Origin of the sequence: Mycobacterium sp. 23 (assembly GCF_048287075.1) — a bacterium.
Lineage (GTDB): Bacteria > Actinomycetota > Actinomycetes > Mycobacteriales > Mycobacteriaceae > Mycobacterium > Mycobacterium gordonae_B.
This window is the reverse complement of record NZ_JBLVUX010000005.1, coordinates 6961273-6987595: the sequence shown is the minus strand read 5'-3', so window position 1 is coordinate 6987595 and position 26323 is coordinate 6961273. Positions and strand designations below refer to the sequence as shown.

The 26323-nt window shown below is 67.6% G+C and carries 17 protein-coding genes and 1 tRNA gene; 6 read left to right on the top strand and 12 right to left on the bottom strand.

Going from position 1 to position 26323, the window contains the following annotated elements:
- Positions 1-13: 13 nt before the first annotated feature.
- The 5 genes from ACNQS7_RS32965 to ACNQS7_RS32945 all read right to left on the bottom strand — a co-directional run bounded on the left by ACNQS7_RS32965 (position 14) and on the right by ACNQS7_RS32945 (position 3435).
- Positions 14-829, bottom strand: coding sequence for an SCO1664 family protein (locus ACNQS7_RS32965; RefSeq protein ID WP_418015814.1), 816 nt, complete (start codon positions 827-829; stop codon positions 14-16).
- Positions 813-1400, bottom strand: coding sequence for a DUF3090 domain-containing protein (locus ACNQS7_RS32960; RefSeq protein ID WP_055579748.1), 588 nt, complete (start codon positions 1398-1400; stop codon positions 813-815). The genes ACNQS7_RS32965 and ACNQS7_RS32960 overlap by 17 nt, the downstream gene beginning before the upstream one ends.
- Positions 1401-1532: 132 nt before the next feature.
- The gene (locus ACNQS7_RS32955) at positions 1533-2237 is read right to left on the bottom strand and encodes a histidine phosphatase family protein (RefSeq protein WP_418015813.1); all 705 of its coding nucleotides are present in this window, start codon (positions 2235-2237) and stop codon (positions 1533-1535) included.
- Positions 2234-3064 (bottom strand): undecaprenyl-diphosphate phosphatase, encoded by an 831-nt coding sequence (locus ACNQS7_RS32950; RefSeq protein ID WP_418016256.1) that lies wholly within the window; start codon positions 3062-3064, stop codon positions 2234-2236. Before ACNQS7_RS32950 ends, ACNQS7_RS32955 begins: the two co-directional genes overlap by 4 nt.
- 68 nt (positions 3065-3132) lie before the next feature.
- On the bottom strand, positions 3133-3435 hold the full coding sequence (locus ACNQS7_RS32945) for a hypothetical protein (protein ID WP_418015812.1): 303 nt from the start codon (positions 3433-3435) through the stop codon (positions 3133-3135).
- A 109-nt stretch (positions 3436-3544) separates the two neighbouring features.
- Between ACNQS7_RS32945 and ACNQS7_RS32940 the strand changes: the two genes are divergently transcribed.
- From ACNQS7_RS32940 to ACNQS7_RS32930, 3 genes are read left to right on the top strand one after another with little or no spacing between them, the layout of a single operon-like run.
- Positions 3545-4579: a YncE family protein gene (locus tag ACNQS7_RS32940; protein ID WP_418015811.1), complete on the top strand. Its 1035-nt coding sequence runs from the start codon at positions 3545-3547 to the stop codon at positions 4577-4579.
- 53 nt (positions 4580-4632) lie between these two features.
- Positions 4633-4839, top strand: a complete 207-nt coding sequence (locus ACNQS7_RS32935) for a DUF5703 family protein (protein WP_418016255.1) — start codon at positions 4633-4635, stop codon at positions 4837-4839.
- A gap of 5 nt (positions 4840-4844) precedes the next feature.
- Positions 4845-5930 (top strand): quinone-dependent dihydroorotate dehydrogenase, encoded by a 1086-nt coding sequence (locus ACNQS7_RS32930; RefSeq protein WP_418016254.1) that lies wholly within the window; start codon positions 4845-4847, stop codon positions 5928-5930.
- Here the strand turns inward: ACNQS7_RS32930 and ACNQS7_RS32925 are convergent, their stop codons facing one another.
- On the bottom strand, positions 5931-9329 hold the full coding sequence (locus ACNQS7_RS32925) for a PE family protein (RefSeq protein ID WP_418015810.1): 3399 nt from the start codon (positions 9327-9329) through the stop codon (positions 5931-5933).
- Between the two features lie 364 nt (positions 9330-9693).
- Between ACNQS7_RS32925 and ACNQS7_RS32920 the strand changes: the two genes are divergently transcribed.
- Both ACNQS7_RS32920 and ACNQS7_RS32915 read left to right on the top strand, forming a co-directional pair.
- On the top strand, positions 9694-18234 hold the full coding sequence (locus ACNQS7_RS32920; RefSeq protein ID WP_418015809.1) for a PPE family protein: 8541 nt from the start codon (positions 9694-9696) through the stop codon (positions 18232-18234).
- A gap of 99 nt (positions 18235-18333) precedes the next feature.
- Entirely contained in the window at positions 18334-19545 is a 1212-nt protein-coding gene (locus ACNQS7_RS32915; protein ID WP_418015808.1) for a sensor histidine kinase, read from the top strand.
- Positions 19546-19549: 4 nt separating this feature from the next.
- Here ACNQS7_RS32915 and ACNQS7_RS32910 read toward each other — a convergent pair whose 3' ends face one another.
- From ACNQS7_RS32910 to ACNQS7_RS32895, 4 genes are all read right to left on the bottom strand, one after another.
- Positions 19550-20194: a response regulator gene (locus ACNQS7_RS32910; RefSeq protein WP_418015807.1), complete on the bottom strand. Its 645-nt coding sequence runs from the start codon at positions 20192-20194 to the stop codon at positions 19550-19552.
- Positions 20195-20267: 73 nt separating this feature from the next.
- A complete protein-coding gene (locus tag ACNQS7_RS32905; protein ID WP_418015806.1) occupies positions 20268-20876 on the bottom strand; it encodes an alpha/beta hydrolase in 609 nt (202 codons plus the stop codon).
- 11 nt (positions 20877-20887) lie between these two features.
- Positions 20888-21415 carry a YbhB/YbcL family Raf kinase inhibitor-like protein gene (locus ACNQS7_RS32900; protein ID WP_418015805.1) on the bottom strand — a complete coding sequence of 176 codons (528 nt, stop codon included), beginning with the start codon at positions 21413-21415 and terminating at the stop codon, positions 20888-20890.
- A 19-nt stretch (positions 21416-21434) separates the two neighbouring features.
- Positions 21435-22793, bottom strand: coding sequence for a M20/M25/M40 family metallo-hydrolase (locus ACNQS7_RS32895; RefSeq protein WP_418015804.1), 1359 nt, complete (start codon positions 22791-22793; stop codon positions 21435-21437).
- Between the two features lie 125 nt (positions 22794-22918).
- Between ACNQS7_RS32895 and ACNQS7_RS32890 the strand changes: the two genes are divergently transcribed.
- Positions 22919-23004, top strand: a tRNA-Leu gene (locus ACNQS7_RS32890).
- Here ACNQS7_RS32890 and ACNQS7_RS32885 read toward each other — a convergent pair.
- Both ACNQS7_RS32885 and ACNQS7_RS32880 read right to left on the bottom strand, forming a co-directional pair.
- Entirely contained in the window at positions 22986-24632 is a 1647-nt protein-coding gene (locus ACNQS7_RS32885) for a recombinase family protein (RefSeq protein WP_011560558.1), read from the bottom strand. The two genes, ACNQS7_RS32890 and ACNQS7_RS32885, sit on opposite strands and share 19 nt — an antisense overlap.
- Positions 24633-24821: 189 nt before the next feature.
- On the bottom strand, positions 24822-26321 hold the full coding sequence (locus ACNQS7_RS32880) for a replication initiator (protein ID WP_011560559.1): 1500 nt from the start codon (positions 26319-26321) through the stop codon (positions 24822-24824).
- Positions 26322-26323 lie beyond the last annotated feature (2 nt).

Here is a 26323-nt window from a genome sequence, read left to right as displayed (position 1 = left end):
GGCGGACGCTGGCTCAGAACGCCGGCCAGGGAATGGGGCGACTGCGGTTGGGTCCGGGCATCACCGGGTCCTCGAGTAACGCCTGGGTACGCCGGATCAGCGCCGCGACCTCAGCGCTCGTGATCAGGCCTCTGAGCTCGGCGGCCAATGGGCCGCGCAGGGCGGCGGCCAGCTCGGCCACCGGCTCCATGGTGGAGTCATCGATGGGCTTGCCCGCCCACCCCCACAGCACGGTGCGCAGTTTGTCCTGAACGTGCAGGCTGACCCCGTGGTCGACCCCGTATACGTTGCCGTCGAGACCGTAGAGGATGTGTCCACCCTTGCGGTCGGCGTTGTTGACGAGGATGTCGAACACCGCCATCCGGCGCAGCCGGCCGTCGTCGGCGTGCATCAGGACGACCTCGTCGCCGGCGTAGTCGTAGGCGCGCAGCACCGGCAGGTAGCCGGGCTGGGGTTTGCCGGTGGGGAACAGATCGACCAGGTCGGGGCCCGGCCGCGGATCGGAGTCCGCGGCGTCACCCGGTTGCTGCACCCACAGCTGCAACATGCCCGGACCCGCCGGTCCGTCGCGAATGATGGTGTGCGGCACTATGTTCCAGCCAAGTTGCCGCGACACCAGATACGCCGCGAGTTCACGGCCGGCCAGCGTACCGTCGGGAAAGTCCCACAGAGGCTGCTCGCCGGAGACGGGTTTGTAGACGCAGTGCACGCTCTGGGAGCCCAGCGCTGCCTCGCACAGGAAGGTGGCGTTGCTCGCCGAACGGATCCGTCCCAGGACAGTCAGCTCGCCGTTGCGCAGCGCCTCGTGTCGGTCATTCCTCGACGTCATCGCTGGACCCGAAGAGCGCCTCGCGCCGATAGCCGTTGGTGCGTGCGCAGATGTGCCCTTCGGGATCCAGCGGTTCCTCGCACAACGGGCAGGGCGGGCGGCCGGCCGAGATGACGCGGTTGGACCGGGTGGCGAACTGCCGTGCCGACTCCGGAGTGAGGAACACGCGCACCGCGTCGGGGCCCTCGTCGGTGTCGTCGAGCACCACCGAGGCGTCGAACTCCGCATCGGTGACGGCCAGGAGTTCCACGACCACCGTCTGGGCCTCCGAATCCCAGCCGAGCCCCATTGTCCCGACCCGGAATTCGGCGTCGACGGGCATGATCAGCGGACTGAGGTCATCGACCTCGGTGGGCTCCGGCGGCACCGGGGTGCCGAATCGGCGGTTCACTTCGAGCAGCAGCGCACCGATACGTTCGGCCAGGACCGCGACCTGCTGCTTCTCCAGGACCACCGAGACGACCCGGGCGTCGTGCACCGCCTGGATGTAGAAAGTGCGATTTCCGGGCTGCCCGACGGTCCCGGCCACGAAGCGGTCGGGTGTACGGAATACGTGGATTGCGCGGGCCATGGCACTTCCAAAATACCGTGCAGCTGACCCCGGCGTACTACTCGTACTCCGTTGGCCGCCCCGCGAAGGTGCGCGGAAGTACGCAATCTTCGGCGTGTCGGCGTGCCGGAGTGCACGTTCGCGCCGAAAGCCTCAGTCGGTCGACCCGCCGACCACTGCGTCGCCGGACGACTGCTCCTTGGCCTCGGGCGGCGCGGGTGCGGGTGCGGCGCGCAGGCCGGCCGACAGCCGCGAACCGGTGTGGTTGACGTGCAGCACAAATGGTCGCAACGGGGTGTAACGGATCACACTCACCGAGGCGGGGTCGGCGTTGACTCGCTGGAAGCTGTCCAGGTGCATGCCGTACGCATCGGCGATCAACGACTTGATCACGTCGCCGTGGGTGCAGGCCACCCACAGCACGTCGCCGCCGAACTCCTCGCTCAGTCGCCGATCGTGCTCGCGAACCACCGCGACGGCGCGGGCCTGAACCTGCGCCAGGCCCTCACCGCCGGGAAACACCGCGGCGCTCGGGTGTGCCTGCACCACCCGCCACAGCGGCTCGTTGACCAACTCGCTGAGCTTGCGGCCGGTCCATTCGCCGTAGTCGACCTCGGCGAGCTGATCCTCGATTACGGGCTCGATACACAGCGCCTGCGCCAGGGGTTCGACGGTGCGACGGCACCGCAACAGCGGCGAGGACACCACCGCGCGGATCGGCAGGTCACCGATCCGGTCGATCAGGCCGGCGGCCTGCTCGCGACCTTTGTCATCGAGGTCGACACCTTCGGACCGGCCGGCCAGTGTGCCCGCGGTGTTGGAGGTGGACCGGCCGTGACGCAACAGCAGGACGGTCATGTCGCCGCGACCGTCCCCGTCGCCAGCAGGATCAGTACCGCGCTGCCGACGATGACGCGGTACCCGACGAACCAGAACATGTTGTGCCGGACCAGGAAACGCAGGAACCACGTCACCGCCGCCAAGCCGATGACGAACGCGATCAGGATGGATACCAGCAGTTGCGGGCCGGTGGCGCTCATCCCTTCGGTGACCGGCTTGAACGCGTCCGGCAGGGAGAACAACCCCGAGGCGAACACCGCCGGGATGGCCAGCAGGAAACCGAAGCGAGCGGCCAGTTCGCGTTCCAGTCCGAGAAACAGCCCCGCGCTGATCGTCGAACCCGAGCGCGACACCCCCGGCACCAGCGCCAGGCACTGGGCGCTGCCGACGACGACGGCGTCGCGCCAGTTCAGCTGCTCGATGTCGCGGTTGCGGCGCCCGACGTACTCGGCGAGCGCGATCACCGCCGAGAACACCACCATCGCGGTGGCGACCACCCACAGGTTGCGCACCTCGGAACGGATGACCTCCTTGAAGAGCAGCCCCAGCACACAAATGGGAATGGTGCCGATGATGACGTACCAGCCGAGCCGGTAGTCGGCGTCGCGGTGCGATCTGACGAACAGGCCGTTGAACCAGGCGCGCAGAATGCGCACGATGTCGCGCGCGAAGTAGACCAGGACCGCGGCCTCGGTGCCGAGTTGGCTCACCGCGGTGAACGACGCGCCGGCGTCCGCGCTGAAGAAAATCCTCGACACGATGTTCAGGTGCCCGGAGGAGGAAACCGGCAGAAACTCGGTCAGACCCTGCACCACGGACAAGACGACGACTTGCCCCCAGGACATCGGTGCTACCGCAGACACGACGACGACCGTACCCCGTCGGACTGCGGGGCGGCCGGGCCGCGCTGGCGCTAGCGCGAGACGGGCACCGCGCGGGCCACCGCGTCGCGCACCGCAGCAGCTAGGCTGCGCTCATCGGTCAGGTCGATGTCGCGAACGCCGCGAACAGCGCGTGCGACGACGTCTTCGGCCTGGGGAACCGGCGCCACCAGGCGCGGCCGGTAAATTTCTACGACGAGTGATCGGTGTTCGATGTGAAAGGAAAAAGTGCGCCCATCTCCGACGTGTCCATAACCGCTGGCGAAAATGCCGGGAGTCATGTCCTCGACAGCAAACTCCTGGTCTACGGTATGCCGGTCATCGGTGACGGTCATGTGGTGAGAATACCTCCGCTGCACCGGTTTACACGTCAACATGGCGAAATTGAGCGCGATAACGTTCCTTAGAGTCTGATATGGGCCTGGTAGATACGGGAGAAAAGAGTTGCTGACAGCGCGCCTGACTGCGCTTCATAAGTGCCTTGTCGCAATTGTGAGTTTGCTCGCCCTGGCTGCGCCCGTTTCGGGGTGTTCATCGAACCCGCTTGAGTCCGCACCGCCCACGATCGAACCCGCCCAGCCGGCAGTCTCGCCTCCCGCCCAGAACCCCGCGGGCATCGTGCGGCCGCTGGGGGGCCGCCCGCAGAGCGCACTGTTCGACGCCGGCTCCCGGCAACTGGTAGTCCTGTCCCCTGCCGTCGACGCTGCGGGACCGGCGAGCATCGCCGTGCTGGGTGCGCAGGGTGCGGCGCGGGTGATCACCCTGCCGGGGCCTGCCACCGCAGTGACCGGCGACGGGCAGGGCACGGTCTACGTGGCGGGGCGCGGCGGCTACGTCACGGTCAATCTGGCCACCGGCCAGAGCACCGGGACGACGGTCTCCGGCGGTCAGGACTTCACGGCCATCGCGCGCCGCGCCGACGGCAGGCTGGTTTTGGGCAGTGCGGACGGGGCGGTGTACTCGCTGGCCCCCGACGGGACGGTGGCCAACCGCAACAAGATCTTTGCGCGCGTGGATGCCCTTGCGGCCCAGGGAAATACAACGGTGGTGCTGGATCGCGGGCAGACTTCGGTGACCACTATCGGCGCCGACGGCCGCGCCGCGCAGTCGTTGCGGGCCGGCGAAGGCGCCACCACCCTGGCCGCCGACCCCCAGGGCAGGGTTCTGGTCGCCGACACCCGTGGGGGCCAACTGCTGGTGTACGGGGTCGACCCACTGATCCTGCGCCAGGCTTTTCCGGTACGACAGGCGCCCTACGGCCTGGCGGGGTCCCGTGAACTGGCCTGGGTGTCCCAAACGGCAACCAACACCGTCATTGGTTACGATCTGAGCACCGGAATACCCGTGGAAAAGGTGCGTTACCCAACCGTGCAGCAACCGAACTCCCTGGCCTTCGACGAGGCGTCGGACACCTTGTACGTAGTGTCGGGGTCGGGTGCGGGGGTGCAGACCATCGAGCATGCGGGAGGCAGGCCGTGAACCCGGGGCCCGCGCCACGGTGGAGCCGGCTGCCGGCGGGCTGGGAAGCCGACATGTCCGACGAGTACGAGTGGGTGCCGTTGCGGCTACCGCCGGACGTCACCCGGCTCAGCGCGTCCACCCGGCTGTCCATCGAGGCCGAGTACCGCGGCTGGGAGTTGACCAGGGTCCGGCTCTATACCGATGGAAGCAGGCGAGTATTGCTGCGCCGCAAGAAGGCTCGTATGGAAAACCGGTTGTCTGAGCAGCCGGGATCGTGACGTCGATGTATGGGCTGCTGCGCAGCCTGCTGTTCGCGGTGCCGGCCGAGCGCGCCCACACCCTGGTCTTCGCGGGGTTGCGCGGCGCCACGGCGGCGGGGCCGGTGCGCCGCCGGATGGGCCGGTGGCTGGGACCGACGGACCCGGTGCTGGCCAGCACGGTGTTCGGCGTGCGCTTCCCCGGACCACTGGGGCTGGCCGCCGGCTTCGATAAAGACGGCACCGGCTTGTCCGTTTGGGGCGCAATGGGTTTCGGGTACGCCGAGATCGGCACCGTGACCGCCTACGCGCAACCGGGCAATCCGGCGCCGCGCTTGTTCCGGCTGCCCGAGGACCGGGCGTTGCTGAACCGGATGGGCTTCAACAATCACGGCGCGGGCGCCCTGGCGGCACGGCTCGCACAACACGTCCCCGAGATCCCCCTGGGCGTCAACATCGGCAAGACCAAGAAGACCCGACCCGAGGACGCGGTTGACGATTACCGTTGGAGCGCACGGCTATTGGCTCCGTTGGCGTCGTATCTGGTGGTGAACGTCAGTTCGCCGAATACGCCCGGACTGCGCGACCTGCAGGCAGTCGAGTCGCTGCGGCCGATCCTGTCCGGCGTCCTGGCCGAAGCGTCCGGCACACCGGTGCTGGTCAAGATCGCCCCGGATCTGTCGGACTCGGACGTCGACGAGATCGCCGACCTGGCCGTCGAACTGGGCCTGGCGGGCATCGTGGCGACCAACACCACCGTCTCGCGCGACGGCCTGCGGACTCCCGGCGTCGACGCGCTGGGTGCCGGCGGAATCTCCGGACCACCGGTGGCCCGTCGCGCCGTGCAGATTCTGCGCCGGCTTCACGACCGGGTCGGCGATCGCCTGGTGTTGATCAGCGTGGGCGGCATCGAGACCGCAGACGACGCCTGGGAGCGCATCACCGCGGGCGCCTCGCTGCTACAGGGATACACCGGCTTCATTTACGGCGGAGGCTTGTGGGCCAAGGAGATTCACGACGGAATCGCCCGCCGGTTGCACGAGGGCGGGTTCGCGTCGCTCAGCGAGGCCGTCGGGTCCGCGGTGGGCAACCGGGAGACGCCCCCGGGCTGACTAACCGGCGGGGGCGCCCCCACCGCCGCCGGCCGGGCCCGCGGAGCCGGACGGACCGCCTGCCCCACCCGTGCCGGCGCTGCCGCCGGATCCGCCCTTGCCCCCGGTAGTGCCGACGGCGGGACTTCCGGGGCTTCCGTTGCCCCCGCCGGTGCCGGCACTGCCGAAGGTGTTGCCGAAGCCGCCGGTGCCGCCCTGGCCGCCGCTGCCACCGGTCCCACCCGTGCCGCCGGCCCCGGAGACCGAGTTGGCGCCGGTTCCGCCGATTCCCCCGACTGCGGCATCACCGCCTTTGCCGCCGGCACCGCGGCTGTTCTTGGTGCCGTCGCCGTGCCCGCCGTTGCCGCCGCCGCCGCCGTCACCACCGGTGCCACCGATCCCGCCGTTTCCCGCGGCGCCGCTGCCGGCACCCGACCCGCCGACCCCGCCCGCGCCGGCCGCTCCACCTGCTCCGCCGGTGGCGCCGGCGCCGCTGACGCTGCCGTTGCCGCCGGTACCACCCGTGCCGCCGGTGCCGCCCTGCCCGCCGGCACCGCCGCCGCCGTCGCCGGCTCCGCCCACGCCACCAGCACCGGCGATACCGCCCGAACCGCCCTTCCCACCCACGGCCCCGCCGGCCGAGATGTTGAGGGTGTTGCTGCCGCCGCTGCCACCGGTGCCGCCGTGGCCGCCCAGACCACCCAGGCCGCCCTGACCACCCCGGACACCGCCGATACCCGCGCCACCGTCGCCGCCCTGACCGCCGGCGCCGCCGGCACCGCCCTGATTGCCCGGAGTGGGCGCGGAGCTCGAGACGCCGGCCTGGCCGGTGCCGCCGGTGCCCCCGGCTCCGCCGGTGCCGCCGGTGCCTCCGCTGCCGGTCACCCCGGCAGCGCCGCCATCGGTTCCGGTCCCCGCGGCGCCGGCGACGCCGCCGGTTCCACCCTTGCCGCCGGCGGCGCCGGTGGTGTTCGCCCCTGTGCCGGTATTGCTACCGCCGGCGCCACCGCTGCCACCCTGGCCGCCGACACCGCCCTGGCCACCCTGACCACCGCCGAGGCCGTGGAAACCCGCACCTCCGTCGCCGCCCTGGCCTCCGGCACCGCCGGCGCCACCCTGACCGCCCGCGGTAGGTGTGGTGTCGGCGACCCCGGTCTGGCCGGTGCCGCCGGTGCCGCCGGTTCCCCCCACACCGCCTTTGCCTCCGCTACCGGTCACCCCGGCAGCGCCGCCGTCGGTTCCCGTCCCCGCGGCGCCGGCGATGCCACCGGTTCCGCCTTTGCCGCCGGTGGCTCCGTTCGCGTTCACGCCGGTGCCGGTGTTGCTGCCGCCGGTACCGCCGTTACCGCCCTGGCCGCCGACGCCGCCCTGGCCACCCTGGCCACCGCCGAGGCCGTTGATCCCGGCGCCTCCGGCGCCGCCCTGCCCGCCGGCGCCACCCTGGCCACCCTGCACCCCGGCGGTAGGCGCGCTGCCGGATGTGCCCGCCGGCGCGCTGCCTCCGGCGCCGCCGGTACCCCCGGTGCCGCCCTTTCCGCCGAGACCGTTCGACCCGTCGGCTCCGCCGTCGGTGCCGGCTCCACCTGCGCCCGCGGTGCCGCCGGTGCCGCCTTGACCGCCCGCAGCGCCCATGCCGGCTTTGCCGCCTATATTGGCGCCACCGTCACCCCCGGTGCCGCCCTGGCCGCCGACACCGCCCGTGCCACCCTGGCCACCGCCGACGCCGCCGATCCCGGCGCCTCCGTCACCGCCGCGCCCGCCGGCGCCACCCTGGCCGCCGTGGGCGCCGGCTGAGGGCGTGGAGCCCGACGGGCCGGGCTGCGCGCCACCACCCGCGCCGCCGGTACCCCCGGTGCCGCCCTTGCCGCCGACACCGATGGAACCGTCCGCTCCGCCGTCGGTGCCGGTACCGCCGACCCCTGCGGCACCACCGGCACCGCCCTGACCGCCCGCAGCACCCGTGCCGGTCTTCGTTCCGGTGTTGGCCCCGCCGTCACCCCCGGTACCGCCCTGGCCGCCGACACCACCCTGGCCACCCTGCCCACCCCCGACCCCGTCGATACCCGCACCGCCGGCACCACCCTGGCCGCCGGCGCCGCCGAGACCGCCTTGCAGGCCGGCGGTGGGTGCGGTGGCGCTGCTGGTCCCCTCGATGCCGTTGCTGCCTACGCCCCCGGTGCCCCCGGTCCCGCCGACACCGCCCCGGCCGGCGTTGCCGGCCGCAACAAGTCCGTTGGCGCCCACACCGGCCGCACCTCCGACGCCGCCGGTGCCGCCCTGCCCGGCCTGCGCCCCGGCGCCCACCGCGGCGCCGCCCGCTCCGCCCGTGCCTCCGGTTCCGCCAGTTCCACCCTGGCCGCCGATGCCGATCAGCGCCTGGCCGCCGGCTCCGCCGGCGCCTGCGGCGCCGCCGGTAGCTCCACTGCTGCCCTGCTGACCGGCGGCGCCCGCGCCACCGGCTCCGCCGTCGCCGCCGGCCCCGCCGTGACCACCGAAGCCGAACACGCCTCCGCTGCCGCCCGAACCGCCGGTCCCGCCCGTACCGCCGGTCATGCCACCCGCACCCGCCGCTCCGGCGCCACCGGTGCCACCGGCGCCACCGACGCCGACCAGGGCGGCCGTGCCGCCGTCTCCGCCGGTACCCCCTACCGCGCCGACCCCGCCGGCACCGCCCGCGCCGCCGACACCGAAGAACGCCCCAGCCCTGCCACCGCCGCCACCGTGCCCACCGCTGCCCAGGGGATCCGCACCTCCCGTGCCGCCCTGGCCCCCGTTGCCGACAAACATTGCCGAACCGCCCTGGCCGCCGTACCCGCCCGCCCCACCGGTTCCGCCCGCACCACCAGATCCGAGCAGCCAGCCACCGGTACCGCCCGTCCCGCCGATCCCACCGGTGCCGCCGGTCCCGCCGGTGCCACCGCGGCCGATCAACCCGGCCGAGCCGCCCGCTCCGCCAGCTGCGTTCACGTCGCTGCTATCCCCGCCGTTGCCGCCATTGCCGATCAAGATGCCGCCGTCCTGGCCGGGCTGACCGAGCGGACCACTGGCCCCGCCTGCGCCGTTACCGATCAAAGGCCGTCCCAGCAGCGCCTCCGTCGGTGCATTGATCACGTCAAGCACGGTGTGCAGCGGCGCCACGTTCGCCGCTTCGGCCGCGGCGTATGTTCGGCCGCTCGAGCTCAGGGCTCGCGCCAGCACGTCGTGAATGTCGGTCAGATGGGCACTGAGGCGTTGGTAGTCCCGGCCATGGTCGGCGAAGAACGATGCCACGGCGACCGAGACTTCATCGGTGGCGGCGGCCAGGATGCGAGTCGTCGACGCGGCCGCCGCGGCGTTCGCCGAGCGCAGTTCAGAGCCTATTGACAGCGCATCGGATGCCGCCGCGGCCAACGCCTCTGGACTGACGATCGTGAAGGACATCATTGAATCCCTTGTTGTTGGTTGCGTTTCGCCGGCGAGCCCGTGCTCCACTGATCACCTTCGACCGATTCGGGCCGCACTACCCTCGGTCGGCTGGTCGATTTGCGGGATGAACTTTCCTCCTCCTATTGGGGGAGGATCAGCCGCGGTGTCCCACTACTTCAGCCGCCTCGTCCGGTGTCGATGTCAAGTTCAAAGTGACTGTGCATGAACATTTTTCGGTTCAGCTCGACATCACTGCATAAGCCGTTCGGCCGCAGGGTCAGGTGCTGACAACCGCGCGAGAAGCCGTTTGCGGATTGCGCCGGATTCGCCTCGAATTGCGGTGATTCCGCTCGGCGCAGCTGCGGTTTAGGGAGATGTGATGGATTTCGCGAGGTTTCCGCCGGAGCACAATTCCTGGCGGATATTTGCCGGTCCCGGACCGAGCCCCATCCTCACCGCCGCGGCCGCCTGGCAGGGTCTCGGCGCGGAATTGCGTTCCTGCGCAGTGGCGATGTCCACTCTGACCTCCGGGCTGACCGGGTCCTCCTGGCAAGGTGTGGCAGCCGCGGCGATGCTGGACGCGGTGGCGCCCTATGTAAGCTGGCTGAGCGGGGCGGCGGCGGACGCCGAGCAGGCAGCGACTCAAGCCCGGCTGGCGGCAGGCGCTTTCGAGGCCGCGCGAGCGGCAACCGTTCACCCGCAGATCATTTCGACGAACCGTGCCGCGCTCGTCCGACTCGTGACCTCGAACGCACTCGGGCTGAACGCGCCGGCGATCGCTGCGATCGAGGCCGACTACGAGCAGATGTGGGCGCAGGACGTGTCCGCGCTGTTCGCTTACCATGGCGAGGCTTCGACCATCGCCGCGGCGCTGAATCCTTTCGCGCCAACGCGTTCGGGAGGTGCGGCCGCGGCCGCCGACCCGCGCTTTGCGAACCTGGGCTTCGCCAACCTGGGCCGGGGCAACGTCGGGCGCGCGAACATCGGGAACTTCAACCTGGGATCCGCGAACATCGGCAACGCCAACATCGGCAGCGGGAACGTCGGTGACGGAAACCGGGGCCTGGCAAGCGTCGGCGTCGGCAACTTCGGGCTGGGCAACATCGGTGACCGCAATATCGGGCCCGGCAATGTCGGCACCGGCAACCGGGGCTGGTGGAATGCCGGCAGCGCCAACGTCGGCTTCGCGAACGCCGGGGACTCCAACATCGGTTTCGCCAACACCGGCAGCAATAATCTGGGCGTCGGGCTCACCGGCGACGGCGAGATCGGCTTCGGTGCAATCAATTCCGGCGCCGGCAATCTCGGGCTGTTCAACTCCGGCACCGGCAACATCGGCCTGTTCAACTCCGGCACCGGCAACGTCGGCGTCGGAAACTCGGGCACCGGGAACTGGGGCATCGCAAATCCGGGTGCCGGCAACACCGGCACCGGAAACACCGGCGGCTATAACACGGGCTTCTTCAACACGGGCAACGTGAACACCGGGCTGAGCAACACCGGCAACTACAACACCGGGTTGTTCAACGCGGGCAACACCAACACCGGCAGCTACAACTCGGGCGGCTTCAACACCGGCGGCCTGAACTCCGGCAATTACAACACCGGCTACTACAACACCGGAAACGTCAACACCGGCGCCTTCATCCGCGGCAATTACAGCAACGGCCTCTTCGTCACCGGTGACAACGAGGGCCAGATCAGCGCCCACATCGCGATCGACATCCCGACCATTCCCATCGACATCGCATCGAACAATCCGGTCGACCAGACCCTGGTGGTGGGCGGCCAGGACTGGACCATCCCCGGCTACAAATATCCCCTCACATACTTCGCCGACGGCGCCTTCTACGTAGGACCCGTCGAGATCTCGCCGTCGACCCTCACGGCCCCGACGGTCACCGTGGTCATCGGCGGCCCGACCACCTCGATCGGCGCCGCTGTCGTCGGCGCCCTGCAGGGCGGGACCATCGAAATCCTCGATATCCCGGCGGCTCCGGGGTTCGGCAACTCGACCACCACCCCGTCTTCGGGATTCTTCAACTCCGGCACCGGCGCGGTCTCCGGGTTCGCCAACACCGGCACCGACACCTCCGGCTTCCGCAACCAGGCCACCACCACCGTCTCGGGCTACCGCAACGCCGGAACCCTGCAATCCGGCCTGGCCAACTACGGCACCACCGTCTCCGGCCTCTACAACACCGCCACCGGCCACGTCTCCGGAGCCCTCAACACCGGCACCAACCTCGCCGGCATCCTGCGCGACAGCACCACCGGCACCGCCATCAACGCCGGCCTGGCCAACACCGGCATCTACAACACCGGCTTCGGCAATACCGGAAACCTCAACTGGGGCAACGGCAACCTCGGCGACCAAAACCTCGGCAGCGGCAACACCGGCACCCACAACATCGGCAGCGCCAACACCGGCACCCACAACATCGGCTTCGGCAACACCGGCACCGGCAACATCGGCATCGGCCTGACCGGCACCAACCAACTCGGCCTCGGCCCACTGACCAACGGCACCAACAACATCGGCCTGTTCAACACCGGCACCAACAACATCGGCTTCTTCAACTCCGGCGACGGCAACTGGGGCATCGCCAACTCCGGCAACCACAACACCGGCATCGCCAACCCCGGTGACACCAACACCGGCCTGTTCAACACCGGCAATAACAACACCGGCATCGCCAATATCGGCAACAACAACACCGGCCTGGCCAACACCGGTGACACCAACACCGGCAACTACAACCCCGGCCACCACAACACCGGCCCCGCCAACCCCGGCAACTACAACACCGGCCTGGCCAACCCCGGCAACACCAACACCGGCGCCTACAACACCGGCACCAACAACAACGGACTCCTCTGGCGCGCCGACAACCAAGGCCAAACCGGCGCCTACTACGCGATTCACGTCCCCGAGATCGCGTTGAATCTGACCACCAGCATTCCGGTGAATGTGCCGGTCAGCGGCAGCTTCACGACCACCGTCTACCACGGCATCACAATCGAAGACATCCCGTTCGGCACCACCGTCGCGCTCGGGCCCATCCCGGTACTCGAGGGCACCGTCAACTCCCTCACCATTCCGCCCGTGTACGCGACCGGTCCCACCCCGGCGATTCGGATCGGAAACGCCGACGGCTCCACCGTGATCGTCATACCGGCCTACGCCAGTCTCGGGCCCGCGGACCTGACACTCATCGACTTCGGCGGCGCTCCGGGATTCGGCAATTCCACGACCAGTCCGTCGTCGGGCTTCTTCAACTCCGGCACTGGGGCCGCATCGGGTTTTGCCAACGTCGGCGCGGGCAGTTCCGGCTTTCGAAACTTCGCGTCGGGCGACGTATCGGGCTTCCGGAACGTCGGCTCGTTGTTGTCCGGCGTGGCCAACCTGGGCGACACCATGTCGGGCGTCGTCAACACCGGCGTCGGGTCGCCGGCTGACGTTTCAGGAGTGGCCAACTTCGGCACCGACGTCGCCGGCTGGTACCGCGACAACGTCACGGGGACAACGTCATACAACCTGGGCCTGGCCGACGTCGGCTCGCTCAACGCGGGCTTCGGCAACGTCGGCGGCTACAACCTCGGCGTCGGCAACCGCGGGGACGTCAACCTCGGCGGCGGCAATGTCGGCAACCTCAACGCCGGTTTCGGCAACCTCGGCGCACACAACTTCGGTTCGGCCAACCTGGGTCAGCACAATATCGGCCGGGCCAACATCGGCGACCACAACCGCGGATTCGCCAACTGGGGCAACTCCAACAGTGGCATCGCCAACAGCGGCGACTTCAACATCGGCATCGCCAACACCGGCAACGACAACATCGGCATCGGGCTCACCGGCAACGGTCAAATCGGTTTCGGTGCACTGAATTCCGGCAGCGCCAACAACGGCCTGTTCAACTCGGGAACCGGCAACTCCGGGTTGTTCAACTCCGGCACCGGCAATGTCGGAATCGGCAACTCGGGCAACGGCAACTGGGGAATCGGCAACAGCGGTCACCTCAACACCGGCCTGCTCAACGCCGGCGACATCAACAGCGGCGTCGTCAACGCCGGTGCGGTCAACACCGGTTTCGGCAACGCCGGCGACTACAACTCCGGCAGCTTCAACACCGGCAGCTTCAACACGCTCGGCTTCAACCCCGGTTCCTACAACACGGGCCTGGCGAACACCGGCCACTACAACACCGGCGCGGCCAACGCGGGCGACGTCAACACCGGAGCGTTCATCGCCGGGAACTACAGCAACGGGCTGCTGTGGCGCGGTGACTACCAGGGGCTGATCGGTTACAGCTACACCATGTCATTGCCCGACACCGCCATTCCGGTCGACGCCGGCATCACCATCCCGATCAACATCCCGGTCAGCGCAACCCTGGGCACCCTGACCGTCCAAGGCTTCACCATCCCCAAATACACCGCCGACATCAACGTCCTGAGTACCGGAGAAACGCAGGCTCTGAGCGTCGGCCCGATCACGTTCGGCAATATCGCGATCTCCCTTCCCGCCATCGAGGTGACTCTCGGCGGGCCGACCACCGCCATCAGCCTGAACGGGACGGGTTCGATCGGCCCCGTCGTCATCCCGCTGATCGACATCCCGGCGAGCCCGGGATTCGGTAACTCGACCGGCGTCCCATCGTCCGGCTTCTTCAACTCCGGCACCGGCAGCTCCTCGGGACTGGCCAACATCGGCGCAAACAACTCCGGTTTCTTCAACGTCGGATCCGGCGGCGCCGGCATCTCGGGCGTCAAGAACGTCGGCGACCTGATCTCGGGCATGGCGAATCTCGGAAACACGATGTCTGGCCTGCTCAACACCAGCACGCTGGACCTCAACACGGCCGCCGGCATTTCGGGCGTGGCCAACCGCGGCAGCGACCTGGCCGGACTGTTCGGCGAATTCGCAGTCTCGAACCTCGGCTTCGCCAACGACGGCAGCATCAACCTGGGCAGCGGGAACGTCGGCGACTACAACGTCGGCAGCGCAAACATCGGCAGCCACAACGTCGGCAGCGCGAATATCGGCAACGTCAACCTGGGCTTCGCAAACCACGGGATGCACAACGTCGGCCCCGGCAACCTGGGCGAGCACAACTTCGGTGCCGGCAACGTCGGGGACCACAACCGCGGGTTCGCAAACGCGGGCGACCGCAACCTCGGTTTCGCGAACACCGGCAACGCCAATGTCGGCTTCGCCAACTCCGGCGAGGGCAACATCGGCATCGGCCTGACCGGCCACGGCGAAGTCGGGTTCGGTGCGCTGAACTCGGGCACCGGAAATCTCGGGCTGTTCAACTCCGGCACCGGCAATGTCGGCCTGTTCAACTCCGGCACCGGCAACATCGGAATCGGCAACTCCGGCAACGCAAATCGCGGCATCGGGAACGCGGGCACCGGCAACCACGGCATCGACAACGCCGGCAGCTACAACGCGGGCCTGTGGAATCCCGGCAGCGGCAACACGGGCATCGGTAACCCGGGCGACTACAACACGGGGGTGTTCAACGCCGGCACCGCCAACACCGGGCTGGCCAACCCAGGCAGCTATAACACGGGCAGCTACAACCTCGGCAGCGCGAACACCGGCGGCTTCAACTCGGGCGACTACAACACCGGTTTCGTCAACCCCGGCAGCTACAACACGGGCCTGCTGAACACCGGCGACGTCAATACCGGGGCGTTCAATGCCGGCAACTACAGCAACGGATTCTTCTGGCGAGGCGATTACCAAGGGCTATACGGTTTCCACGCGGGCATCCACATACCCGAATTCTCGCCGCTGGACCTGGATTTCGAGATTCCAGTCAATATCCCCATCACTGTGGGACTCGCAGACGTCGTCGTCAATCCCGTTACCATCAAACCGATCACGATCAGCGTCCTGGGATCGTCGTATCTCAGCGTCACCTTCAGCACCATTTCCGTGCCGGCGATCACCGGAGTCCTGCCGGTCGTCACTGCCTCGATCGGCGGTCCGGGCACCTCCATTCCGATCGCCATCAACAGCGGAATCGGACCGATCGACATCACTTTCATCGATATCCCGGCGGCTCCGGGGTTCGGCAACTCGACCACCACCCCGTCCTCGGGATTCTTCAACTCCGGCACCGGCGCGGTCTCCGGGTTCGCCAACACCGGCACCGACACCTCCGGCTTCCGCAACCAGGCCACCACCACCGTCTCGGGCTACCGCAACGCCGGAACCCTGCAATCCGGCCTGGCCAACTACGGCACCACCGTCTCCGGCCTCTACAACACCGCCACCGGCCACGTCTCCGGAGCCCTCAACACCGGCACCAACCTCGCCGGCATCCTGCGCGACAGCACCACCGGCACCGCCATCAACGCCGGCCTGGCCAACACCGGCATCTACAACACCGGCTTCGGCAATACCGGAAACCTCAACTGGGGCAACGGCAACCTCGGCGACCAAAACCTCGGCAGCGGCAACACCGGCACCCACAACATCGGCAGCGCCAACACCGGCACCCACAACATCGGCTTCGGCAACACCGGCACCGGCAACATCGGCATCGGCCTGACCGGCACCAACCAACTCGGCCTCGGCCCACTGACCAACGGCACCAACAACATCGGCCTGTTCAACACCGGCACCAACAACATCGGCTTCTTCAACTCCGGCGACGGCAACTGGGGCATCGCCAACTCCGGCAACCACAACACCGGCATCGCCAACCCCGGTGACACCAACACCGGCCTGTTCAACACCGGCAATAACAACACCGGCATCGCCAATATCGGCAACAACAACACCGGCCTGGCCAACACCGGTGACACCAACACCGGCAACTACAACCCCGGCCACCACAACACCGGCCCCGCCAACCCCGGCAACTACAACACCGGCCTGGCCAACCCCGGCAACACCAACACCGGCGCCTACAACACCGGCACCAACAACAACGGACTCCTCTGGCGCGCCGACAACCAAGGCCAAACCGGCGCCTACTACGCGATCACGGTGCCGGAAATCCCTGCGTACCTCACGGTCGATGTCCCGCTGAACATCCCAATGACATTGAGCCTCAACGATATTCAAATCAACCCGGTCACCATTCCAAAGATCTCCTTCAGCGGCCTGGACGACGGCCTGGGTGGCGAGGTCGTCGGCTACATCGGCCCGATCAGTGTCTACGGCGCCGAGAAGGGCGACCCGATTCTCATCAGCTTCGGTGACCAGCCCGCGATCGCCATCAACGTCGGCAACCCGGACGGTTCGACGGTGTTGGGGCTCAACGCATCCGGCGGGGTGGGTCCCATCAGCATCCCGTTGATCAACGCACCCGCCGGGCCTGGGTTCGGCAACTCGACGACCAGTCCGTCGTCCGGATTCTTCAACTCGGGCACCGGCTCCGCATCGGGTTTCGGCAACGTCGGCGTCGACAGCTCCGGCTTCCGCAACCTCTCGTCCGGGGATGTCTCCGGCTACCGCAACGCCGGCGCGCTGCAATCGGGTTTGCTCAACTTCGGTAACACCGTCTCGGGCGTCTTCAACACCGCGGCACCGGCCAACGTCTCCGGCATCGCCAACGTCGGCACCGACCTGGCAGGCATGTTCCGCGACGGCCCTACCGGCACGGTGCTGAACGTGGGACTGGCCAACGGCGGTCAGCTCAATGTGGGCGGGGCCAATCTCGGCGACTACAACCTGGGCTTCGCCAACGTCGGCAATCTCAACGTCGGCAACGGCAACCTCGGCGACCACAATCTGGGCGGCGGCAACCTCGGCAGCCACAACCTGGGCAGCGGCAACATCGGCACGGGCAACGCCGGATTCGGCAACACCGGCCAGGGCAACATCGGCATCGGGCTCACCGGTACCGGCCAGATCGGTTTCGGCTCACTGAACTCCGGCGGCGACAACGTCGGCCTGTTCAACTCGGGCGACAACAACGTCGGCTTCTTCAACTCCGGTGACGGGAACTGGGGCATCGCCAACTCCGGCAACTACAACACCGGCCTGTTCAACACCGGCACCGCCAACACCGGCGTCGCGAACATCGGCAACTACAACACGGGCAGCTACAACGCCGGTTCCACCAACACCGGCAGCTTCAACCCCGGCAACTACAACACCGGCCTGTTCAATCCCGGCAGCTTGAACACCGGATTGTTCAACACGGGCAACTCCAACACCGGCCTGGCCAACGCCGGCAATGTCGACACCGGCGCGTTCATCACCGGCAGCTACAGCAACGGCCTGTTGTGGCGAGGCGATTATCAGGGCCTGGCCTCCGTCGGCTACTCCTCGACCATTCCCGCGATCCCCTGGCACTATGACGTGAACGCGCCCCTCGAGGTACCGGTCACGGGCCACATCAACGCGATCACCCTGGACGAGTTCAACATCTCCGAGATCCCGATCAAGGTGCAGCTGCAGCAGACGGTGTGCTACCCGTGGTACGAGTACCCGTTCTACCGGTGCTCGACGGTGACCACGACGGTCTACAACGACAGCATCGGCGGCTGGACGATCAGCCCTACCACGCTGCTCTCGGAAACCGAGATAGCCGAAACCTTCGGCCAGACCTTCGATTTCCCGGGCAGCGGCACAATTGGCCCCTACACCTTCGGCTTTGCCTACCAACAGAATCCGGGCTATTTCAACACCTCGACGGACCCGTCGTCAGGATTCTTCAACTCCGGCGGTGGGGGTGCATCGGGCTTCTTCAACTCCGCCGACGGCGCGGCGTCCGGCTTGTTCAATGACTTCGCGGACACCTCAGGACTCAGCAACGACGGAGGACCGGGGAACTCGGGCTACCTGAACGACGGCCGACTGGCGTCGGGCATGGTCAATATCGGCGACACCCTTTCCGGTGTCGGGAACGTGGGCACCGAGCTGTCCGGATTCTTCAACAACTTCTTCTCGCGGTGAGCCGTGGACCTGTCTGATCCGGGTTTCACCGGAGCGAATTGGCGCCAGGCCGTTGTACATTTCGCAAAGGCAGTGTGCGCGGCTACGTTAGGTGACCCCATGAGAAGCCCAGATATCGAGCAGGTCCTGCGCAGACAGCGGTTGCGGTCATTACAGGGCTCATCACTGCTTCGTGTCGGTGTTCTCGTCATCATGATCGTCGCGATGCTGATCGCCGGCGATCCCGCCCGGCTGCCGGCCAAGGCGGTGTTGCTGAGCATGTACGGCGTGGTCACCGTGGCCGCGCTGTTGGTCGCATTCCTCGGTCCTCATCATTTCGAAGACGACACCGCCTTGATGACACTGGGCCTGGCCGACGTCGCCACCGTCTTCGGTTTCAAATTGCTGTCGCCCGGCGGCTACATGCCGCTGCTGATCATGGCTCTGTTGCCGCGCCTGGTGGCCGCCGAGTTGTCGCTGCGGCGCGCCGGAGCCGTATTGGCCGCCAGCCTCGCGGTGTTCACCGCGTCGCTGCTGCAGGACCCGGTGATCATGCCGCGGGTCGGCGCCTGGGAAGTGGCGCTGATCGTGATGATGTACGGGTTCGTTTGTGCCACAGCATTTTTGATGGTCATCTTCCGACTGCGCAACGTCGACGAGATGGCCCTGCTCACGACCTCCCGGGAAGAGTTGCTGGCTCAGACGATGACCGCCTCGCAGTCCGAGCGTCGCCAGATCTCGGAGTTCATCCACGACGGACCGCTGCAGGACGTGCTGGCGGCCCGTCGTGACCTCGCCGGGTTCCTCAAGGTCGCCCCGGACGCGCCGCTGGAAGAGGCCCTGGACAGTCTGCGGGAAGCGTCACAGTTGCTGCGCGAAGCCACCTTTGAATTGCACCCGGCACTGCTGGAACAGGTGGGTCTGGCTGCGGCGGTGGACAAGCTGGTCTCGGTTGCCGCGGCCCGCTCCGGCATCGCGATCTCGACCGACATCGACTACCCGGACCCCGATCCGGTCGACCCGATCCTGTTCGGGGTCATCCGTGAACTGGTGTCCAATGTGGCCCGTCATTCGCAGGCCAGTTCGGCGACGGTCAAACTGGCCGTGCACAGTGGCGTCGCGCGCGTCGACGTGGTGGACGACGGGATCGGGATCGCCAGCGACATCGCCGCCCGCCGTTTCGCCGAGGGGCACATCGGTCTGGCCTCGCACCGGGCGCGGGTTCAGGCCGCCGGCGGAGCTCTGACAGTCCTCGACGAACCCGGCGGCGCGCACCTGCGGGTGGAACTACCGCTGCGGGCCAGTGTCGCGCCGGAACGGGTGTCCGCCTGACCGCCTATTCCAGCAATCGACGCCGCATCGCCTCTGCGACGGCGGCACCACGGTCGGAAACGCCGAGTTTCTCGTAGAGGGTCTGCACGTGCGTCTTGATTGTGCTGCGCGCCAGATGAAGTCGCTCGGCGATCTGCGGCACCGACATGCCGTCGGCCATCATCGTGATCACCTGGGTCTCCCGCTCGGTCAGCGAGGTGGTCGCTCCCCTGCCGCGCCGTCTGACTTCCCCGGCCAGGCCACCCGCCACCCCGGCCGGTAGGTACGACTCCCCGCCGGCACACCGGAGCACGGCGTTCACGATCTCGTCGGCGTCCGATTCCTTCGTCAGAAAACCCGATGCTCCCTCGGCCAGAGCCTTGAAGACGACTGGACTGTCATCGAAAGCCGTCAGCAGCACCACGCTGGTGGGCACGCCGTCGCGGGCGATCGCGTGGGTCACCTCGAGGCCGTCCAGGCCCGGCATCTTGTAGTCGAGAAGTGCGACCGTCGGCCGGAACTTCCTGATGGCGTCCAATGCCGCACGCCCGTCGCCGACCTGCGCGACCACGTCGACCCGGCCGCTGGCCTTGAGCGCCCGCACGACGCCTTGTCGCATTACCGGGTGATCGTCGGCTACGACGACGGTGACGCGGTCGGTGGTGGTCATCGGCACTCCATGCGCTCTCGACGAAGCTCCTCGGTCCCCGCCCAGCCGCCGACGGGCACGGACGGGCGCCTCCTCATTGTTGCTGCCCAGACCGTCCGTGGCGATGATTTCCGGCTACCGAATCGGCGACGAAATCGGCCGTGCGGCCGTGCCATTGACGCCAGTGGCGAACCATGGCATGTCCCGCACCCGCGACACCCACCCACTCGGCGTCCAGCCCGCGCCGGCCGGCCCGCCGTGTCTGTTCGTAGGAAACGCGGGGGTCCGTCCTGGTGTCAGCGGTGCCGTGCAGTACCAGTAGCCGGGTGCCCTGCGGAATCAGATCGCCCTTGTCCCCCGCCCACCACGGTGCCAGGGCCACCACCGCAGCGATGCCTCCCTGGGCCGCGAGCTGCGCGGCCACCCGCCCACCCATCGAATGCCCAACCAGCACAACGATTTCCGGCTGCCACTCCCGCCGGCAGGCGCGCAGCGCGGCGTCGGCATCGAGCACCGGATCCCGCCGCGGGCTGTTCCATCCCCGCAACCGGTACTGGACCCGTCGCACCACGCCCTCCGACCCGAGCCGGCGCCGCAGGGCGCGTGCCAGCAACATCATCCGGAGGTTGGCCGGCTGCCACCAGCGCGACGGCTCCTCACTGCGCACCTTGCCGCCGGGCAGGACGAGCACGCACGCGCGCACGGGTTGGTGGCTTACGTCTGCTCGTATGTCGCGTGGATGACCGCCCGGGCGATCGCGTGCTGAAACAGGTTGAAGCCCAGGTAGGCGGGCGTGGCGTCCTCCGGCAGATCCAGTTTGTCGACATCGACCGCATGCACGGCGATGTAATAGCGGTGCGCACCGTGGCCCGGGGGCGGTGCGGCCCCGATGTAGCGGCGCTGCCCGGCGTCGTTGGCCAGGGTGAGCGCGCCACCGGGCAACTCGCTGCCGTCGCCGGCGCCGGCCGCCAGCTCGGTGACGTCGGCGGGCAGATTGGCCACCGCCCAGTGCCAGAATCCGGATGCCGTCGGGGCGTCGGGGTCATAGACGGTGACAGCGAAGCTGCGCGTCTCGGCCGGGAAGCCCGACCAGCTCAGCTGCGGGCTGACGTCCTCGCCCCCGGCGCCCATGATTCCGCTGACCTGCGAGTTGGACAGGGGTTGTCCGTCTGTGACCGACTCCGAGGTCAGGGTGAACGACGGCAGGTCGGGCAGCGCGTCGTAGGGGTTGGGCACTGTCATGGTCAGTCCTCTCGTGTCATCAGCAGTGAGTGAGAAAGTGCGCCAGCACTTCGGTGCCGAACCTCAGCGCGTCGATGGGTACCCGCTCGTCGACGCCATGGAACAGCGATGTGAAGTCCAGGTCCGGCGGCAGCCGCAGCGGGCTGAAGCCGAAGCACCGAATTCCCAGGCGCATGAACGACTTTGCGTCGGTGCCACCGGACAGCATGTAGGGCACGGTGCGGGCACCCGGGTCCAGGGCCAGTACGGCGGCGTTCATCGCGTCCACCAGCTCGCCGTCGAACGAGGTCTCATACGAGCTCAGGCTCCGGATCCATTCCCGTTGCACGTCGGGTCCGAGCAGCGCGTCCACCTCGGCTTCGAACGCCGCCAGACGGCCGGGGAGCACGCGGCAGTCGATCACCGCTTCGGCCGTGGCCGGTACCACGTTGGCCTTGTAACCCGCCTTGAGCATCGTCGGGTTCGCGGTGTCGTGCAGAACGGCCTTGAGCATCCGCGCCATCGGGCCGAGTTTGTCGATCATCCCGTCGAGGTCCGGTGAGTCGACGTCGAACGGCAGGCCGGTCTCCTCGCTGACGGCGGCCAGGAACTGGGCGACGGTGTCGGTGACCACCAGCGGGAACTGATGACGGCCGAGCCTGGCCACTGCCTCGGCAACGGCGGTGACCGCATTGTTGTCGTGCACCATCGAGCCGTGCCCCGCGCGTCCGCGCGCGGTCAGCCGCATCCACTGGATGCCCTTCTCGGCGGTCTCGATCAGGTACAGCCGCCGCTCTCCGCCGTCGCGGCGCGGCACCGTCAGTGAGAAGCCGCCGACCTCGCCGATCGCTTCGGTGACGCCGTCGAACAGATCCGGCCGGTTGTCGACCAGCCACTGCGCCCCGTACTTGCCACCGTGTTCCTCGTCGGCGACGAAGGCGAAGACCAGGTCCCGCGGTGGCACGATGCCGGTTCGCTTGAAATGCCGGGCCAGCACCAGCGTCATCCCGACCATGTCCTTCATGTCGACGGCGCCGCGGCCCCACACGTAGCCGTCCTCGATCGCGCCGGAGAACGGGTGCACACTCCAGTCGGCGGGTTCGGCCGGGACCACGTCGAGGTGTCCGTGAATCATCAGGGCGCCGCGGGTACGGTCCGCGCCGGCGAGGCGGGCGAAGACGTTGCCGCGGCCGGGGGCGCCGGACTCGACGTACTCGGTCTCGTAACCGACTTCGGCGAGCTGCTCGGCGATCCACTGCGCGCACTCGGCCTCGCCCTTGGTGGTCTCGAGTTCGCCGGTGTTACTGGTGTCGAACCGGATCAGCCGGCTCACGGTTTCGGCCACGTCGTCTGCCGGATTGAATGGGTTGTTGGGTTCAGCCGCGCTCGCACCGGTCACAGTCACCTTTCCTACCACGCCTGCGAGATGGCGGTGACGCGCAGCGGCCGGTTCCCGCGCGAGGCCGATTGGGCCGACGGGAATCGATCCGATAGCCTTAGCTGCCAACTCATGTGGTTGGTCGAGTCCGAGTGGCGGAATGGCAGACGCGCTAGCTTGAGGTGCTAGTGCCCTACTAATGGGCGTGGGGGTTCAAGTCCCCCCTCGGACACATCCGGCGACACGACTCAGGTCGGCAGTCGCCGTGACTCGCCGAAGATGCGGGTCGTAGTCGAGACGCAGGCCCAAGCTTGCGTACACCTCGGCGCGCTCAGCTCCGGTTGCCGCGCCGAGGATGACCGACAGTCCGCCTAACTCCTTAACTAACTCACTGATCTCGGCGGCACACATGGCGCGGGGCCGCTCCACTCGCTCAACGCGTGCCCTCAGCTCGTCGCGCTCGGCGGTACGTTGACGCAACGCAGCAGTTAGATCCTCAACGGCCACGCCAGACTCCACGGCGGTGATCAAGGCAGCCACTTTGGCATTCGCCTCGCTCAGCTGGCGCTGCAAGGCGGCGTAGCCAGGTCCGGCCGCCGGGTCCACGTCTTGCCCGCGTGCGAGGTCTTCTGGATCGGCCAGAGTGGCGATCCATTCGTCGAGTCGCGCTGTCACTGCGTCTTCGCGGAGATAGACGGTGCGCGGATGATCACTCAGGTCCACAGGTACAGAACGTGACTTGCCGAACTCACAACGGTAGAGGATCCGCGTTGTTTGCTTCCCCGGCCGGGCGGCGCCCTGCATTCGCCGTCCACATGCGGCGCAGAACAGCAGCCCACGCAGCGCATACGGCACTGTCGATTCTCTGCTGCACACGCGACCGGGACCACGCCGCGCCTGCATCCGGAGACGAACAGCCTGCGCCAGCTCATCAGGGATCAGCTCTTCGTGCGTGCGTCGATCGGGTGCGATCCAGTCGGCCCGATCGCGCCACCGCATGCGAGTCTCATATCCCGCGGCGACATCATCGGGGTTCAAAAGGACCTCATACTTCTCCTGCTTGCCCCAGACACGGATACCGCGGTACGCAGGGTTGTCGAGAATGGCGCGGATCGCCGAATGGGACCATCCACGTGGGTCACGATGCCGGTTCCGTGCCGGGTCGTATTGGCTCGGTGATGGCACTCCATCGTCGGTGAGCTGCTGTGCGATGAAGCGCAAGCCAGCACCATCGGCATACATGCGATAGATCCGCTCGACGGTCGGGGCGGTCTCGGGGTCAGGCTCCAGGCGGTGAAGACGCTGCCCAAGACTTGCCTTGGCGGGGTTTGGGTGCGGGCCGGCATCGACGAGTTGATAACCGTACGGTGGGCGACCGCCGAGGTATCTGGTTGTGTCCTGCGCGAGTGCCGACATCGCGGTACGCACGCGCATCTGGATTCGCGCACGTTCTCCCTTGCTCATTCCGCCAAAGAGCGTCATCACGAGGTCGTGTGCCTCGGATCCGGGATCAACCGCTCCGCCAACTTCAGGCACCCATAGGCCGACCCCGTAGTGCGTGAGCACCGGGAAGGTGAGCGCAAATTGCGGTCCGTAGAACGCGCGAGCAGGTTCCCCGATCACGACGGCATCGAAGCCACGGCCACGAGAAGTGACATCTGCGAGCAGACGTGAAGCCTCCGGCCTGCGTTTCCAGGGAAGCGACCGGCTCTGGCCTATATCGAAGTAGTCGGCGGCGAGGACGCCGCCATGCGGACTGATCAGATCGATGGCACGACGTTTCTGCCAGCTGCGGCTCGCCTCCGGATCTTGGGCGTCCTCGGTACTCACTCGGCCATAGAAGGCGAACCTGAGGCTCATGCCACTCCCCTCCCTGATCTAGGCGTCCGGTCCCGCATAGCCAGTATGACGTTTACCAGCGCGCGGTTGGCCTCGCGCGGGAGCCGATACCGGTTCGGCAGGTCAATTTCAACACCTCCCTCTGACATGTTCGGAGCATCGACTCGAACGTCACACTCGGAGCGAGCATGTGTCGTAGTCGGGCATCTTTCAGCCATCGCTTGCCCCTAGCGGATCCCATTGTTCGTTGTGGGCTTGGCGACGTGCTTCTACCAGTCCGATGAGGCGGGAGTGGATGCGTTGGAGGGCCGCGGAATAGACGAGACTGCGATCGCCGAGGCTGCCGAGGCCGGCACGTTCGAACTCCCACGCCACCAGATCATCGCGACCGGCGAAGTCACAGTTGGGATCGTATTGGTATGCAGTGCTTTTCAAGCGTTCTTCACGCGTCCAAATGGCGCGCTGTTCGCGCAGCACGGTCATGGTAGTGGAATAACGGCGGGATTTGCTGGTGATGTGGCCGCGGAATCCGAGGGTGTGCAACCACCGCCCGATGCCGGACAGTCCTTTGTCCGCGAGATCGCTGATGGTGGTCAGGATGGTCCGCACATGCTCTGACACGTCCAGGTCGGGTATGGCTTCCGTAGATAGGCGGCGCGCGCTGATTCCGAGGTCTACCAAGGATTTGGTGACATACTTGGCGAGATAGCGTGCCACCAGCCGGCCAGACATGGACCGTCCTGAGCCTGACCCTGGTTCTGGTTCTGGTTCTGGTGGAGCACTTTTCACTGGTTTTGCGGATGCGGCGAGGGGTTGGGTGTCGATCTGTGTGCCGAAACGCATCGTCCGCGCATCGGTATCAGCGGTCGGATCGTCGATGGTGAGCGTGACGGTGCGGGCGGCGTGTTGGATGATGGTGGCGAGTTCGACTGCACCGATGGGTGATTCCCAATCGGTCTGATCGGGGTCGTCTTGGGGGTCCAGGCGGATCAGGGCGTGGATGTGTGGGATGGCGCGGGCTTGCAGTTCGACGATTTTGATGAAGCTCACCCGCACCGCATCCGGATCCACACCGGTGGCTTTCAGTTCTTTGCGGAGGGTGCGCCGCATGGTGATGGTGAAGCGTCGCCACAGTTCGGGAAGATGCCAGGCGAACAGGACATGCCCGGCATAGTCGTAGCACTCCGGACAGAGCGGCTGACCGACCCGCTCGTCGCCATGATCATGGGACATGCTGCACCACAATTGTTTTCCATGCGGGCAGCGGCGGTAGCCGCCGATCCGGTGCTGGTCTCGGCATACCTGCGCTTTCTTGTCCCCCGACGTCGTGGCGGTGTGGACGGCCCCGAAGCTGGGGGCAGTCAGGGTGAGGAAAACTTGCGGATGATCGCCCACCGCGGTGGGCATGCCGTGGTGGCCTCCCGCAGCGCCGGCGTGCACGAGTTGCCAGGTGTCGCGGGCGTAGAGATCTGAACACGACGGGCAAATGTGGGCGCGACGGTTGTTGCACCGCGTCCACACCACCCGCTGACGCCCGTACTCATCGGTACCGATCAGCTGGATGGGGTGAGCGCAGAATCCGACGGATTCTGCTCGTCGCCACCAGGATTGGTATCCCATCGACGCGGCCCGGCGCACCATCTGCTCGACCACTCGGGTGGTATCAACTGTATCCGGAACACCCGGCAGGGCAAGCTGCGCCGATGTCATGG

What these genes read in the sequence shown, in the direction of transcription:
- ACNQS7_RS32925 (WP_418015810.1), bottom strand. Translation starts at nt 9,329, where the DNA reads ATGTCCTTCACGATCGTCAGTCCAGAGGCGTTGGCCGCGGCGGCATCC.
- ACNQS7_RS32950 (WP_418016256.1), bottom strand. Translation starts at nt 3,064, where the DNA reads ATGTCCTGGGGGCAAGTCGTCGTCTTGTCCGTGGTGCAGGGTCTGACC.
- ACNQS7_RS32965 (WP_418015814.1), bottom strand. Translation starts at nt 829, where the DNA reads ATGACGTCGAGGAATGACCGACACGAGGCGCTGCGCAACGGCGAGCTG.
- ACNQS7_RS32880 (WP_011560559.1), bottom strand. Translation starts at nt 26,321, where the DNA reads ATGACATCGGCGCAGCTTGCCCTGCCGGGTGTTCCGGATACAGTTGAT.
- ACNQS7_RS32955 (WP_418015813.1), bottom strand. Translation starts at nt 2,237, where the DNA reads ATGACCGTCCTGCTGTTGCGTCACGGCCGGTCCACCTCCAACACCGCG.
- ACNQS7_RS32960 (WP_055579748.1), bottom strand. Translation starts at nt 1,400, where the DNA reads ATGGCCCGCGCAATCCACGTATTCCGTACACCCGACCGCTTCGTGGCC.
- ACNQS7_RS32900 (WP_418015805.1), bottom strand. Translation starts at nt 21,415, where the DNA reads ATGACAGTGCCCAACCCCTACGACGCGCTGCCCGACCTGCCGTCGTTC.
- ACNQS7_RS32930 (WP_418016254.1), top strand. Translation starts at nt 4,845, where the DNA reads ATGTATGGGCTGCTGCGCAGCCTGCTGTTCGCGGTGCCGGCCGAGCGC.
- ACNQS7_RS32935 (WP_418016255.1), top strand. Translation starts at nt 4,633, where the DNA reads ATGTCCGACGAGTACGAGTGGGTGCCGTTGCGGCTACCGCCGGACGTC.
- ACNQS7_RS32910 (WP_418015807.1), bottom strand. Translation starts at nt 20,194, where the DNA reads ATGACCACCACCGACCGCGTCACCGTCGTCGTAGCCGACGATCACCCG.
- ACNQS7_RS32915 (WP_418015808.1), top strand. Translation starts at nt 18,334, where the DNA reads ATGAGAAGCCCAGATATCGAGCAGGTCCTGCGCAGACAGCGGTTGCGG.
- ACNQS7_RS32920 (WP_418015809.1), top strand. Translation starts at nt 9,694, where the DNA reads ATGGATTTCGCGAGGTTTCCGCCGGAGCACAATTCCTGGCGGATATTT.
- ACNQS7_RS32945 (WP_418015812.1), bottom strand. Translation starts at nt 3,435, where the DNA reads ATGACCGTCACCGATGACCGGCATACCGTAGACCAGGAGTTTGCTGTC.
- ACNQS7_RS32885 (WP_011560558.1), bottom strand. Translation starts at nt 24,632, where the DNA reads ATGAGCCTCAGGTTCGCCTTCTATGGCCGAGTGAGTACCGAGGACGCC.